Origin of the sequence: Comamonas flocculans, assembly GCF_007954405.1 — a bacterium.
In the GTDB taxonomy this organism is placed as follows: domain Bacteria; phylum Pseudomonadota; class Gammaproteobacteria; order Burkholderiales; family Burkholderiaceae_C; genus Comamonas_C; species Comamonas_C flocculans.
Window position 1 is genome coordinate 525,105 of sequence record NZ_CP042344.1, and the last position, 13,338, is coordinate 538,442.

Below are 13,338 nucleotides of genomic sequence, written 5' to 3' on the forward strand. Positions count from 1 at the left end.
CGGGCCGCTAGACTGCCAGCATGAAGCTGATCGAACCGATACTCGCGCAAGCTGCGGCGCTGACCGAACTGCGGCGTGACATCCATGCGCATCCGGAGCTGTGTTTCGAAGAGGAGCGTACCGCCGCACTGGTGGCCGAGCGGCTGCGCCATTGGGGTGCCGAGGTCCATGCCGGCCTGGGCCGCACCGGCGTGGTCGGCGTGGTGCATGGCCGCGACGGCGGCAAGAGCGGGCGCGCGCTGGGCCTGCGCGCCGACATGGACGCGCTGCCGATGACCGAGTTCAACACCTTCGCCCACGCCAGCACGCTGCCCGGAAAGATGCACGCCTGCGGCCACGACGGCCACACCGCGATGCTGCTGGCGGCGGGCCAGTACCTGGCCACCGAGCGCGACTTCGACGGCAGCGTGTACCTGATCTTTCAGCCGGCCGAGGAAGGCGGCGGCGGCGCGCGCGAGATGATCGGCGACGGCCTGTTCACCCGCTTTCCGATGGAGGCGGTGTTCGGCATGCACAACTGGCCCGGCGTGCCCGCCGGGGTGCTGGCGGTGAGCAGCGGCCCGGTCATGGGTTCAAGCAACGAATTTCGCATCACCATCACCGGCAAGGGCGGGCACGCGGCCATGCCCCACATGGGCACCGACCCGGTGCCCATCGCCTGCCAGCTGGTGCAGGCCTTTCAGACCATCGTCTCGCGCAACCGCAAGCCCGTCGATGCGGGGGTGATCTCGGTCACCATGATCCATGCGGGCGAGGCCAACAACGTAATCCCCGATGCCTGCGAGCTGCAGGGCACGGTGCGCACCTTCAGCTTCGAGACGCTGGACCTGATAGAGCGGCGCATGCGCGAAATCACCGAAGGGCTGTGCGCCGCCTTCGGCGCCAGCCACCGTTTCGAGTTCCAGCGCAACTACCCGCCGACCATCAACACCGCCTACGAGGCCGAGTTCTGCCGCCGCGTGATCGTCGAGCTCGTCGGCGAGGCCAAGGCCCTGCCCCAGGAGCCCAGTCTGGGCGCGGAAGACTTTGCCTACATGCTGCAGCAGCGCCCCGGTGCCTACTGCTTCATCGGCAACGGCGACGGCGCGCACCGCGGCGACTACCCCGGCGGCACGCACGACGCCGGCCCCTGCACGCTGCACAACCCGCATTACGACTTCAACGACGCGCTGATTCCGCTGGGCGCCAGCTACTGGGTGCGGCTGGCGCAGGCCTGGCTCGCGCACACGCCGCCGCCGCGGGACCGGGGGGCCGTGCAAGGTCTCCAGGCGCCTGATCGCGGCCTCTAGTCGGCCAGCATCAGCGCCAGAGCGCTGGGCTGCGCGCTGGCCACCACCGCAGAGCGCGCGCGCAAGCCCGAGCCCGGGGGTGCGAAGCCCACCAGCTGCAGGCCGCCATCGAGCTGCACCGCCACCTCGTCGCCCAGCGGGCCGCGCGCCACGCGCCGCACGCGGCCGGGCCAGTGGTTGGGCTGATCGCCGGGCTGCGCCTGCGCCGCCGGATACACCTGCACCGCGGTGGCCTTGCACAGCACCTGCACCGCCAGGCCCGCCGCCAGCCCCAGCAGCTCGGCGCTCTCGCGCGTCAGGCGCGCCTGCAGCGCGAGTGCGCCGCCCGGCCCCTGCAGGTCCACCAGGGCCAGCGGCCCCTGCCGCTGCACGCTGCAGACGGTGCAGGGCCACTGGTTGCGCATGCTGGTGCGCACGGCCAGCTGCGCCAGCGCCGCATGGCCCTTGCCCTGGCGGGCCAGGCCCAAGGCCACTTCGCCGCGGGCCCGGTGCATGGCCTCGGCCGCGGCCAGCAGTTCGCGGGCCGCATCGGTCAGGCGCGCGCCGCCACCGCCCACGCCGCCCACCACGCGCTCGACCAGCGGCACGCCGGCCAGGTTGGTCAGGGTATCTATCGCCTGCCACGCCGCCTTGTAGCTCACGCCCGCGCTGCGCGCCGCCTGCGAGATGGAGCCCAGCGCCCCGATCTGGCGCAGGATGGCGATGCGCCGATCGGCGCGCTCATGCCCCAGGGCATCGAAAACCGCCAGTGTCTTTTGCGCCATGCGCGCCATCATGCCGCAAGCGACCTCCACCAGCGGGCCGGGGCGGCGGCGCGCCCTCTTGCCCGGCGCGCGCGGGGCGCCCTATACTGAGCGCTATTCATCAACGGAATAGCGAGATTGTCCATGCATGGCCTGACCCTGCTTCGCCGGTCCCTTCTTGCGCTGTTCGCCGTCATGGCCGGGGCGCTGACCTGGTGCGCCGGCGCCCGGGCCGACACCGTTGCGGTGGCGGTGGCCGCCAACTTCACCGCGCCCATGCAGAAGATCGCCGCGCAGTTCGCGCAGGACACGGGCCACACGGCGCAGCTGTCCTTCGGCTCCACCGGCAAGTTCCATGCGCAGATCCGCAATGGCGCGCCGTTTGGCGTCCTGCTGGCGGCCGACACCACTACGCCGCAAAAGCTGGCCGACGAGGGCCTGGGCGTGTCCGCCTCGCGCTTCACCTACGCCATCGGCCAGCTGGTGCTCTGGAGCCGGCAGGCGGGCTACGTGGACGCCGAGGGCAAGGTGCTGGCCACGGGCGGCTGGCGCCACCTTGCCATCGCCAACCCGCGGTTGGCGCCCTATGGCGCGGCGGCGATGCAGACGCTCGGCCAGCTCGGGCTTGCGGACCAGGTGGCCGGGCGCATCGTGCAGGGCGAGAGCATTGCCCAGGCCTACCAGTTCGTCGCCTCGGGCAATGCCGAGCTGGGGTTCGTCGCGCTCTCGCAGGTTTACGACAGCGGCCGGCTGCGCGAGGGCTCGGGCTGGGTGGTGCCCGCCAGCCTGCACGCACCCATCCGCCAGGACGCCATCGTGCTGCAGCCCGGCAGGGACAATGCGGCGGCGGCGGCGCTGATGCAGTATCTGCGGGGCGAGAAGGCGCGCGCCATCATCACCTCCTATGGCTATGCTTATTGAAGCTGTTTGCGCGCGCCAACCAACGATTTCAGATATTTTTGTATCTGAAACCAAGACTGGACAAGCGCTGGCAGCTCACCTATAGATAGTGCTCCCTTCCCTCTCCGCCGACGACTGGTCCGCCATCCGGCTCACGCTGGAGCTGGCCAGCCTGACCACCGCGCTGCTGCTGCTGGTGTGCACGCCGCTGGCCTGGTGGCTGGCGCGCACGGACTCGCGCTGGCGCGCGCCGATCGGCGCGGTGGTGGCGCTACCGCTGGTGCTGCCGCCCACGGTGATCGGCTTTTACCTGCTGGTGGCGCTGGGGCCGCACAGCCCGCTGGGGCAGTTCACCGAGGCGCTGGGGCTGGGCCGCCTGCCCTTCACCTTCGGCGGGCTGCTGGTGGGCTCCATGGTGTATTCGCTGCCGTTTGCGGTGCAGCCGCTGCAGCGCGCCTTCGAGGCCATGGGCGCGCGCCCGCTGGAGGTGGCCGCGTCGCTGGGCGCGGGGCCGCTGGACCGCTTCTTCACCGTGGCGCTGCCGCTGGCGCGGCCCGGCTTCGTCACCGCGGCGGTGCTCAGCTTTGCGCACACGGTGGGGGAATTCGGCGTGGTCTTGATGATAGGCGGCAACATCGCCGGCAAGACGCGCGTGGTCTCGGTGCAGATCTACGACCACGTGGAGGCCATGGCCTACAGCCAGGCGCACTGGCTCTCGGGCGGCATGCTGGCGTTTGCCTTCATCGTGCTGGTGCTGCTGCACTGGCTGCAGCCGGGCAAGGCGGGCCATGTCGCCTGAGCAGACGATAGCCGCCAGGCTGCATCTGGCGCGCGCCGATTTCACGCTGGACGTAGACCTGGCGCTGCCCGGCCAGGGTGTGACGGCGCTGTTCGGCCCCTCGGGCTGCGGCAAGACCACCTGCCTGCGCGCACTGGCCGGGCTGGAGCGCGCGGCGGGGCGGGTGCAGGTCAAGGGAGCCATCTGGCAGGACGACGCCACCCGCACCTGGCTGCCCACGCACCGGCGCCAGCTGGGCTACGTGTTCCAGGAGGCCAGCCTGTTTCCCCACCTCACGGTGCGGCGCAACATCGAATACGGCCAGCGCCGCCTGGCGGCCGGGCGGCGGCGCATTTCGCTGGATCAGGCGGTGCAGCTGCTGGGCCTGGCCACGCTGCTGGAGCGCCTGCCGCACACCCTCTCGGGCGGCGAGCGCCAGCGCGTGGCCATCGCCCGCGCGCTGGCCGCCAGCCCCCGCCTGCTGCTGATGGACGAGCCGCTGGCCGCGCTGGACGCCGCGCGCAAGGCCGAGGTGCTGCCCTACCTGGAGCGCCTGCAGCACCAGCTGGACATTCCCGTGCTCTATGTGAGCCACGCCATCGACGAGGTGGCGCGCCTGGCCAGCCACCTGGTGCTGCTGCACCAGGGCCGCGTGCTGGCCCACGGCCCCACGGCCGAGCTGCTGGCGCGCGCTGACCTGCCGCTGGCCCATGCGGACAACGCGGGCGCGCTGGTGAGCGGCACGGTCAGCCACCACGACCCGCACGAGCATTTGCTCAGCGTGCGGCTGGCCGGCTGCACGCTGCGCCTGGTGAGCAGCCGCCAGCACGCCGTGGGCGAGGCGGTGCGCCTGCGCATCCCCGCGCGCGACGTGAGCCTGGCGCGCGTGCCGGCCGAGGGCAGCACCATCCTGAACATCCTGCCGGTGCGCATCACCCGGCTGGTGCCCGACGGCGCCGGGCAGGTGCTGGTGGCGCTGGACTGCGCGGGCAGCGCGCTGCTGGCGCGCATCACCGCGCATTCGTGCGCGGCGCTGGCCCTCGCGCCCGGGCAGACCCTGCACGCCCATGTCAAGGGGGTGGCGCTGGCGGACTGAAGGCATGCACAAATTCGCATGGAGTCATGCCGCGCCCTTAGAATGCCGCGCGTACCGCCCACCGCCCTGGCTTGACGGGCTGAACATCCTCAGCCCGCCGCCGGCCCCGCGGCCATCCGCCCCGGGGCTGCCCTAACGGAGACACCATGCAGGCACTACTGTCGCTCTCGCGAGCCATAGACAGACTCAATACTTTCATCGGCAAATACGCCATCTGGCTGATTTTTGGCGCCACCGTCATCAGCGCCGTCAATGCCGTCATCCGCAAGATCTTCAACTACAGCTCCAACGGCTTTCTGGAGGTGCAGTGGTACCTGTTTGCCTGGTCTTTCCTGATCGCCGCCGGCTACACCCTGCTCAAACGCGAGCACGTGCGCATCGACGTGCTCAACAGCCATTTCCCCAAGAAGGTGCAGCTGGCCATCGAGATGTTCGGCCTGGTGTTCTTCCTCACGCCGGTCTGCCTGATGGTGCTGTACTACGTCACGCCGCTGACCCTGCAGATGTATCAGAGCGGCGAGATGTCGAACAACCCCGGCGGCCTGATCCGCTGGCCGGTGTGGCTGGCCCTGCCCGTGGGCTTCACGCTGCTGCTGCTGCAGGGCTGGTCGGAACTGATCAAGTGCATCGCCTTCGCGCTGGGCAAGGGGCCTGACCCGACCATCAAGCCCAACGAGAAATCCGACGAAGAGGCGCTGATCGAGGCGCTGCGCCAGGAAACCGCCGCCAAGGCCGCCCAGCCGGCGCCGCCCCCGGCCCAGGCCGTCTGACCCGCCGGAGCACGCACCCATGGCATTCATTGCTTCCAACTTCGCCCCGATCATGTTCATCGGGCTGATCTGCTTTCTGATCCTCGGCTTCCCGGTGGCGTTTTCGCTCGGCGCGGCGGGCCTGGCCTTCGGCGCGCTCGGGGTCTACCTGGACATCTTCCCCACCGCCATCCTCTCGGTGCTGCCGCTGCGCCTGATCGGCATCATGGCCAACGAGACGCTGCTGGCCGTGCCCTTCTTCACGCTCATGGGCCTGATTCTTGAGCGCAGCGGCATGGCCGAGGACCTGCTGGACTCCGTCGGCCAGGTCTTCGGGCCGATGCGCGGCGGCCTGGCGCTGGCCGTGGTGCTGGTGGGCGCGATGCTGGCCGCCACCACCGGCGTGGTCGCGGCCTCGGTGATTTCCATGGGCCTGATCTCCATGCCCATCATGCTGCGCTACGGCTACAGCCGCAGCCTGGCCAGCGGGGTGATCGCGGCCTCAGGCACGCTGGCGCAGATCATCCCGCCATCGCTGGTGCTCATCGTGCTGGCCGACCAGATGGGCAAGAGCGTGGGCGACATGTACAAGGGCGCCTTCATCCCCGGTTTCACGATGATGGGCCTGTACATCCTGTGGGTGGTGGGCCTGGCCATCTTCAAGCCCAAGACGGTGCCGGCCCTGCCGCCCGAGGCGCGCACCTTCGTCGAACCCAGCGGCAGCCACGGCTACACCTCGCTGACCGTGCTGTTCGTCTTCTGCCTGGCCGTCGGCGTGTTGCTGGCGCATGAAATGACCGCCATCCACAGCTGGTGGCAAGGCGAAGTGGTCGAGTTCGTGCCCACCGACGAAAAGATCGTCGTGGCCATGTGCGGCGGCAGCTTCGTCGGCTGGCTGATCGCGGTGATCAACCGCGTCACGCGCATGGGCCTGCTGTCCAAGCTGGCCGAACGCGTCACCTTCGTGCTCATCCCGCCGCTGCTGCTCATCTTCCTGGTGCTGGGCACCATCTTCCTGGGCGTGGCCACGCCCACCGAAGGCGGCGCCATGGGCGCGATGGGCGCGCTCATCATGGCGACGATGCGCGGGCGCCTGTCCTGGAAGCTGCTGCGCCAGGCGCTGGACACCACCACCAAGCTCGCCTCCTTCGTGATGTTCATCCTGGTGGGCGCGACGATCTTCAGCATGGTGTTCCAGGCGGCCGACGGCCCGGTCTGGGTCGAGCACCTGCTGGCCAAGCTGCCCGGCGGGCAGCTCGGCTTCCTGATCTTCGTGAACATCATGGTGTTCTTCCTGGCCTTCTTCCTGGACTTCTTTGAACTGTCGTTCATCGTCGTGCCGGTGCTGGCCCCGATCGCCGACAAGATGGGCATAGACCTGATCTGGTTCGGCGTGCTGCTGGCGGTGAACATGCAGACCTCCTTCCTGCATCCGCCGTTCGGCTTCGCGCTGTTCTATCTGCGTTCGGTCGCGCCGGAAAAACCCTATGTGGACACGCACACCGGCAAGACCATGGAGCCCGTGACCACGATGCAGATCTACAAGGGCGCCATCCCCTTCCTGCTGCTGCAGCTGTCCATGGTGGCCCTGATGATCGCCTTCCCGGCGCTGGTCACCGGCGGTCTGGACAAGCCGGTGCAGGTGGACATGAACGCGGTGCAGCAGCAGATGCTGCAGGACCTGAACGAGACCGAACGCAGTTCGGACTTCAACAGCCTGCCCGGGCTGTTCGAGCAGGCCGCGCCGGCGCCCGGCGGCAATGCCGGCAGCAGCGCCGCGCCGGGCGATGCCGGCGGCCTGCCAGGGGCGACGCAGGACGGCGCCTTCGGCCCGGTGGGGGGCGAGCCGGAAGACCCGATGAAGGCCATCCAGGAATCCCTGGGCAAGTAGCACGCGGGCGCCGCCGAGGCGCCCGCCCCGCCGCCGTCCAGCGGCGGCAGGGCAAACAAAAAGAGACCGCAGCCTTCATGGCTGCGGTCTCTTTTTGCGGGTGCGCCCCCCGCGGGGCGCAGGCCGGGCTCAGATCTTGAGCGAAGCCATGTCCTGGGTGAACACCAGCTCCGAAATGCGGTTCCAGAGGATCTGGTCGCGCTGGAAGGTGCGGATGTCGTCGTAGATCTTCTTGAACTGCGGGTCCTTGGCGCTGTGCTCTTCGTAGACCTCCTGCGCCGCCTTGAAGCCCGCCTGCACGATCTCCTTGTTGAAGCGCTTGAGCTGGGTGCCGCTGGCCACCAGCTGCTTGAGCGCGATCGGGTTCAGGTACAGGTACTTGGAGGTGCCGTCGTTGTAGGCCACGTCCATGGCCGCATTGACCATGGCCTTGTATTCGGGCGAGAGCTTGGCGTAGGCCTTGTTGTTGATGAAGAACTCCAGGTCCGCGCCGCCTTCCCACCAGCCGCCGTAGTAGTAGTACTTGGCGACCTTGTTCCAGCCCATCTTGGCGTCGTCGTAGGGGCCGACGAACTCGGCCGCGTCGAGCGTGCCCTTTTCCAGCGCCTGGTAGACGTCGCCACCGGGCATGTTCTGCGACACCACGCCCAGCTTGGCCATGGATTCACCGAACACGCCGCCGCCCAGGCGCATCTTCAGGCCCTTGAAGTCCTCGGGCTTGTTCATCTCCTTGCGGTACCAGCCACCCATCTGGGTGCCGGTGTTGAGCGCGCTGCGTGCGTGGAAGTTGTACTTCTCGAACAAGGCGTCGAGCAGCTTGTGGCCGTTGCCGTGCAGCTTCCAGGCCTGGTTCTGCTGCGCGGTGAAACCGAAGGGAATGGCGCAGCTGAAGGCAAAGGACGGATCCTTGCCGGTGTAGTAGTAGGCAGCGGTCTCGCCCATTTCGATCGAATCGTCCGCCAGCGCATCGACGATGCCGAAAGCCGGGATCAGCTCGCCCGCGGCGTGCACCGAGACTTCGAACTTGCCACCCGACATGGCCTTGACGGTTTCGGAGAACTTCACGGCGCAGCCGTGCAGCGTCTCCAGCGCCTTCGGAAAGCTCGTGGCCAGACGCCAGCGCACAGTCTCCTGGGCGTGCACCGCGGGTGCGATGCCGGTGGCCAGCACGCCGGCAATGCCGGCATTCTTGATGAGGGAACGACGATCCATGGGCTTGACTCCTTGTTGAAAAAATGAATTGCCAAATACGGCCGAATGGACGTGCGCAGCCGCGCAGCACCTGCGCGGGCGGCGCTCCCGGGCCACTCAACGCGCCATGTTATCGCAAGTAACCAGGCACAAAAACAACATCCACACGATCAATGCTCGCCAACGGCCCGCAAGGCCGGTGCCGGCGCCACCAGCGCCGGGTAGCGCCGGCGGATGCTGCGCTCCATGCCGGCCGCGTCCAGCCCCAGCAGCGACAGCAGCCGGACCGGGTCGCCATGCTCGACGAAGGCGTCGGGCAGGCCCAGTTGCAGCAGCGGCAGCGCAATGCCCTCCTGCGCCAGCCATTCGGCCACGGCGCTGCCCGCGCCGCCCGTGACCACGCCCTCTTCCACCGTCACCAGCGCCTCGTGCGTGGCCGCCATGCGCGCCAGCAGCCCGGCGTCCAGCGGCTTGGCCCAGCGCATGTTGACCACCGTGGCGTCCAGGCGCTCGGCAGCCTTGAGCGCCGGGTACAGCAGCGTGCCGAACGCCAGAATGGCCACCTGCTGGCCCTGGCGGCGCAGTTCGCCCTTGCCGTAGGGCAGGCCGTCGAGCGCGGGCAGTGGCGCCACGCCCACCCCGGCGCCGCGCGGGTAGCGCACGGTGACCGGGTGGTCCTGCGCGAAGGCGCTGCTCAGCAGCTGGCGGCATTCGCGCTCGTCGGCCGGGCAGGCCACGGCCATGTTCGGGATGCAGCGCGCATAGGCGATGTCAAAGGCCCCGCAGTGCGTGGCGCCGTCGGCGCCGACGATGCCGGCGCGGTCGAGCGCGAAGACCACCGGGAGCTTTTGCAGCGCCACGTCATGGATCAGCTGGTCGTAGCCGCGCTGCAAAAAGGTGGAATAGATCGCAAGCACGGGTTTGAGCCCTTCGCAGGCCAGGCCGGCGGCGAAGGTCACCGCATGCTGCTCGGCGATGCCCACGTCGTGGTAGCGCTCGGGAAAGCGCCGCTCGAACTCGACGAGCCCCGAGCCCTCGCGCATCGCCGGCGTGATGGCGACGAGGCGCTCGTCCTTGCCCGCCATGTCGCACAGCCACTGGCCGAAGACCTGGGTGAAGGTCTGGCGCGCGGGCGCCTCGGGCTTGACCAGGCCAATCTGCGGGTCGAACTTGCCCGGGCCGTGGTAGGCCACGGGGTCCTGCTCGGCCAGTTTGTAGCCCTGGCCCTTCTTCGTGACCACGTGCAGGAACTGCGGGCCCTTCAGCCCCTTGAGGTTTTCCAGCGTCGGGATCAGCGAATCGAGGTCGTGTCCGTCGATCGGGCCGATGTAGTTGAAGCCGAAGTTCTCGAACAGCGTCGCCGGCACCACCATGCCCTTGGCCTGCTGCTCCAGGCGCTTGGCCAGCTCCAGCAGCGGCGGCACGCCGCGCAGCACGCTCTTGCCCACGTCGCGCGCCCTGGCGTAGAAGCGCCCGCTCATGAGCTGCGCCAGGTAGCGGTTGAGCGCGCCCACCGGCGGGCTGATGCTCATGTCGTTGTCGTTCAGGATGACGAGCAGATTGGCGTCGGCCACGCCGGCGTTGTTCAGCGCCTCGAAGGCCATGCCGGCGGTCATCGCGCCGTCGCCGATGACCGCAATCGCATGGCGCTCCTCGCCCTTTTGCCGCGCGGCCACCGCCATGCCCAGGGCCGCGGAGATGCTGGTGGACGAATGCGCCGTGCCGAAGGTGTCGTAGGGACTCTCCGAGCGCATCGGAAAGCCCGACAGGCCGCCGAGCTGGCGCAGCGTGCCCATGCGAGCGCGCCGGCCGGTGAGGACCTTGTGCGGATAGGACTGGTGGCCCACGTCCCAGACCAGCCGGTCTTCGGGCGTGTTGAACACCGCATGCAGCGCGATCGTGAGCTCGACCACGCCGAGGTTGGACGACAGATGCCCGCCGGTCTTCGCCACGCTTTCGAGCACGAAGGCGCGCAGCTCGTCGGCCAGTTGCTTGAGCTGCGCGCGCGTCAAGCTGCGCAGGTCGGCCGGGTCATTCACGTGTTCGAGCAAGGGGTATTCGGTAGTCGCCATATCCTGATTTGATAGCTGTCAGCGCTTGACTGGCAAGCGTTAAATCCCGATTTCGCTAAAAATTCTGCGGAGGGCCCGCTCAGTGCTGGCGCTCCACCACCATCTCCGCCAGCGCCACCAGGGCCTGGGTTTCGGCCAGGCCGCTGGTGCGCAGCACCTGGCGCGCTTCGTCCAGCAGCTGCCGTGCATGCGCGCGCGCGCCGGCCAGCCCCATGAGCGAGACGAAGGTGGGTTTGCCGCAGGCCGCGTCCTTGCCCGCCGTCTTGCCCAGCGTGGCCGAATCCTGGGTGCAGTCGAGCACGTCGTCCACCACCTGGAAGGCCAGCCCCAGAGCCGCACCATACTGCGCCAGCGCCTGGCGTGCACGCGCGTCCACCGCACCGCAGGCCGCGCCCATGAGCACGCTGGCCTGCAGCAGCGCCCCGGTCTTGAGCCGGTGCATCTCGCTGAGCTGCCCCTGACCGAGCGCCAGGCCGACGCTGGCCAGGTCTATCGCCTGGCCGCCAGCCATGCCATGGGCGCCGGCGGCGCGCGCCAGCAGGCGGCACAGCTCGGCCTGCATGGCCGGCGGCACGCCCTCGGGCGGGGTCAGCAACTCGAAGGCCAGGGCCTGCAGGGCATCGCCCGCCAGCAGCGCGCGCGCCTCGCCGAACTGCACGTGCGCCGTGGGCTTGCCGCGGCGCAGCACGTCGTTGTCCATGCAGGGCAGGTCGTCGTGCACCAGCGAATAGGCATGGATCAGCTCCACCGCGCAGGCCGCGCGCAGCGCCGCGTCGTGGTTGCCGCGCACCGCCATGCAGGCGGCAAGCACCAGCAGCGGGCGCAATCGCTTGCCGCCGCCCACGACCGCATAGCGCATGGCCTCGCCCAGGTCGGCCGGGGTGACGGCGGGCACCCAGTCCGAGAGTGCCTGCTCCACGCGCTGCTGCGCCTCGCGCACCCAGTCGGCGGCCACGAAGGCGTTGGCGCTGCCCGGCGTCACTCGGGAGTCCATGGCTTGAGCGCCCCGCCGTCGAGCAGCTTGATCTGCTCCTGCACCGCATCCAGCCGGTCGCGGCAGAACTGCAGCAACTGCGCGCCGCGCTGGTAGCCCGCCAGCATCTGTTCGAGTGGCAACTGCCCCGCTTCGATCCGCGCGACCAGAGCCTCGAGCTCCTGCAGCGCTGCCTCGTAGCTTTCGGGTTCGGCGGGGGGGGTCTTGGCAAGGGCCTTGGGCATGGGCAGATCCAACGCAAACGCGCCATCGGCTGGCGAACGGGACATTTTAGGGCGACGCTGGACAAGCCCCCGCGATGGCGCGCGCCGCCCCGGCGCACCGGGCCCCACCTTTATAATCAACGCTTTCGCCCAGACCGGCTTCGGCATGCCGTGCCCTTGCCGGTTTCGTTTTCTCGGGCCCGTGCATGCACGCGCCACCTCCCTGTGGGGGGGCTTCAGGTCACGACATCCATGTCTGATTTAAGTCTTCAACTGCAGCAGGCCGCAAGCCAACTCCCGGTTTCCAGCTATTTCGACGAGGCCCTGTGCCGGCGCGAGCGCGCGCTGCTCTTCGCCCCCGGACCGCGCTACGTCGGCCACAGCCTGAACGTGCCCGAACCGGGCGACTACTACGTGCTGGCGCAGGAAAAGGGCGGACGGGCGCTGGTGCGCAGCCGCGAGGGGCAGATCCAGCTCATCTCCAACTGCTGCCGCCACCGCCAGGCGCTGATGCTCAGCGGCCAGGGCAACCTGAACACCGAAGGCAAGGGCCACGCGGGCGGCAACATCGTCTGCCCCATCCACCGCTGGACCTATGACGGCGGCGGCAAGCTGCTGGGCGCGCCGCACTTCGCCAGCAACCCCGGGCTGAACCTGCAGCGCTGGCCGCTGCGCGAATGGAACGGCCTGCTGTTCGAGGACAACGGGCGCGACATCGCCGCCGACCTGGCCAGCATGGGCGTGGCCCGCGACCTGTCCTTCGAGGGCTACGTGTTCGATCGCGCCGAGGTGCACGAGTGCAACTACAACTGGAAGACCTTCATCGAGATCTACCTGGAGGACTACCACGTCGGCCCCTTCCACCCGGGCCTGGGAAACTTCGTCACCGTCGATGACCTGCACTGGCAGTTCGAGCGCGAATACTCGGTGCAGACGGTGGGCGTGGCGCCTACCTTCGGCAAGCCCGGCACCGACGCCTACAAGCTCTGGCACGAGGTGCTGCTGCGCTACCGCGGCGGCGAGCGGCCCGATCGCGGCGCGATCTGGCTCACCTACTACCCGCACATCATGGTGGAGTGGTATCCGCACGTGCTCACCGTCTCCACCGTGCACCCGATGGGGCCGCAGAAGACGCTGAACTTGGTGGAGTTCTACTACCCCGAGGAAATTGCCGCCTTCGAGCGCGAGTTCATCGAGGCGCAGCAGGCGGCCTACATGGAAACCGCCATCGAGGACGACGAGATCGGCGAGCGCGAGGACCAGGGCCGGCGCGCGCTGCTGGAGCGCGGCGTGAACGAGGTCGGCCCCTACCAGAGTCCGCTGGAAGACGGCATGCAGCACTTTCACGAGTGGTACCGCGCCAGGATGGGCGAGGCGTTGCAAAACCCCTGAAACCATAGCTGTCAGCGCTTGCCAGACAAGCGTTTGAGCC

At 68.9% G+C, this 13,338-nt stretch carries 12 protein-coding genes; 7 read left to right on the forward strand and 5 right to left on the reverse strand.

Annotated elements, in window-relative coordinates; all coding sequences use genetic code 11:
- The first annotated feature begins 20 nt into the window (after positions 1-20).
- Positions 21-1,289: a M20 aminoacylase family protein gene (locus tag FOZ74_RS02680; protein ID WP_146911623.1), complete on the forward strand. Its 1,269-nt coding sequence runs from the start codon at positions 21-23 to the stop codon at positions 1,287-1,289.
- Here the strand turns inward: FOZ74_RS02680 and FOZ74_RS02685 are convergent.
- Positions 1,286-2,062: a TOBE domain-containing protein gene (locus FOZ74_RS02685; protein WP_432417478.1), complete on the reverse strand. Its 777-nt coding sequence runs from the start codon at positions 2,060-2,062 to the stop codon at positions 1,286-1,288. The two genes, FOZ74_RS02680 and FOZ74_RS02685, sit on opposite strands and share 4 nt — an antisense overlap.
- Positions 2,063-2,176: 114 nt before the next feature.
- Between FOZ74_RS02685 and modA the strand changes: the two genes are divergently transcribed.
- From modA to FOZ74_RS02710, 5 genes are all read left to right on the forward strand, one after another.
- On the forward strand, positions 2,177-2,953 hold the full coding sequence (gene modA, locus FOZ74_RS02690) for a molybdate ABC transporter substrate-binding protein (RefSeq protein WP_146911624.1): 777 nt from the start codon (positions 2,177-2,179) through the stop codon (positions 2,951-2,953).
- A gap of 88 nt (positions 2,954-3,041) precedes the next feature.
- Complete coding sequence (gene modB / locus FOZ74_RS02695) at positions 3,042-3,731, forward strand: molybdate ABC transporter permease subunit (protein WP_146911625.1); 690 nt, start codon at positions 3,042-3,044, stop codon at positions 3,729-3,731.
- On the forward strand, positions 3,721-4,806 hold the full coding sequence (gene modC / locus FOZ74_RS02700; protein WP_146911626.1) for a molybdenum ABC transporter ATP-binding protein: 1,086 nt from the start codon (positions 3,721-3,723) through the stop codon (positions 4,804-4,806). The genes modB and modC overlap by 11 nt, the downstream gene beginning before the upstream one ends.
- A 146-nt stretch (positions 4,807-4,952) precedes the next feature.
- Positions 4,953-5,576 (forward strand): TRAP transporter small permease subunit, encoded by a 624-nt coding sequence (locus tag FOZ74_RS02705; protein WP_146911627.1) that lies wholly within the window; start codon positions 4,953-4,955, stop codon positions 5,574-5,576.
- Between the two features lie 19 nt (positions 5,577-5,595).
- Complete coding sequence (locus tag FOZ74_RS02710; protein ID WP_146911628.1) at positions 5,596-7,446, forward strand: TRAP transporter large permease; 1,851 nt, start codon at positions 5,596-5,598, stop codon at positions 7,444-7,446.
- Between the two features lie 129 nt (positions 7,447-7,575).
- On the opposite strand, the gene FOZ74_RS02715 is transcribed toward FOZ74_RS02710, so the two are convergent.
- The 4 genes from FOZ74_RS02715 to FOZ74_RS02730 form a co-directional block, all read right to left on the reverse strand.
- Positions 7,576-8,658, reverse strand: a complete 1,083-nt coding sequence (locus FOZ74_RS02715; RefSeq protein WP_146911629.1) for a TRAP transporter substrate-binding protein — start codon at positions 8,656-8,658, stop codon at positions 7,576-7,578.
- A gap of 149 nt (positions 8,659-8,807) precedes the next feature.
- The gene (dxs, locus tag FOZ74_RS02720; protein WP_146911630.1) at positions 8,808-10,709 is read right to left on the reverse strand and encodes a 1-deoxy-D-xylulose-5-phosphate synthase; all 1,902 of its coding nucleotides are present in this window, start codon (positions 10,707-10,709) and stop codon (positions 8,808-8,810) included.
- 79 nt (positions 10,710-10,788) lie between these two features.
- On the reverse strand, positions 10,789-11,703 hold the full coding sequence (locus FOZ74_RS02725; protein ID WP_146911631.1) for a polyprenyl synthetase family protein: 915 nt from the start codon (positions 11,701-11,703) through the stop codon (positions 10,789-10,791).
- Complete coding sequence (locus FOZ74_RS02730; protein ID WP_146911632.1) at positions 11,688-11,927, reverse strand: exodeoxyribonuclease VII small subunit; 240 nt, start codon at positions 11,925-11,927, stop codon at positions 11,688-11,690. The genes FOZ74_RS02725 and FOZ74_RS02730 overlap by 16 nt, the downstream gene beginning before the upstream one ends.
- 231 nt (positions 11,928-12,158) lie before the next feature.
- Between FOZ74_RS02730 and FOZ74_RS02735 the strand changes: the two genes are divergently transcribed.
- The gene (locus FOZ74_RS02735) at positions 12,159-13,298 is read left to right on the forward strand and encodes an aromatic ring-hydroxylating oxygenase subunit alpha (RefSeq protein WP_146911633.1); all 1,140 of its coding nucleotides are present in this window, start codon (positions 12,159-12,161) and stop codon (positions 13,296-13,298) included.
- Positions 13,299-13,338 lie beyond the last annotated feature (40 nt).

Coding starts and splice junctions, on each gene's coding strand:
- FOZ74_RS02680 (WP_146911623.1), top strand. CDS start 21: ATGAAGCTGATCGAACCGATACTCGCGCAAGCTGCGGCGCTGACCGAA.
- FOZ74_RS02685 (WP_432417478.1), bottom strand. CDS start 2,062: ATGGCGCGCATGGCGCAAAAGACACTGGCGGTTTTCGATGCCCTGGGG.
- modA (WP_146911624.1), top strand. CDS start 2,177: ATGCATGGCCTGACCCTGCTTCGCCGGTCCCTTCTTGCGCTGTTCGCC.
- modC (WP_146911626.1), top strand. CDS start 3,721: ATGTCGCCTGAGCAGACGATAGCCGCCAGGCTGCATCTGGCGCGCGCC.
- FOZ74_RS02705 (WP_146911627.1), top strand. CDS start 4,953: ATGCAGGCACTACTGTCGCTCTCGCGAGCCATAGACAGACTCAATACT.
- FOZ74_RS02710 (WP_146911628.1), top strand. CDS start 5,596: ATGGCATTCATTGCTTCCAACTTCGCCCCGATCATGTTCATCGGGCTG.
- FOZ74_RS02715 (WP_146911629.1), bottom strand. CDS start 8,658: ATGGATCGTCGTTCCCTCATCAAGAATGCCGGCATTGCCGGCGTGCTG.
- dxs (WP_146911630.1), bottom strand. CDS start 10,709: ATGGCGACTACCGAATACCCCTTGCTCGAACACGTGAATGACCCGGCC.
- FOZ74_RS02725 (WP_146911631.1), bottom strand. CDS start 11,703: ATGGACTCCCGAGTGACGCCGGGCAGCGCCAACGCCTTCGTGGCCGCC.
- FOZ74_RS02730 (WP_146911632.1), bottom strand. CDS start 11,927: ATGCCCAAGGCCCTTGCCAAGACCCCCCCCGCCGAACCCGAAAGCTAC.
- FOZ74_RS02735 (WP_146911633.1), top strand. CDS start 12,159: ATGTCTGATTTAAGTCTTCAACTGCAGCAGGCCGCAAGCCAACTCCCG.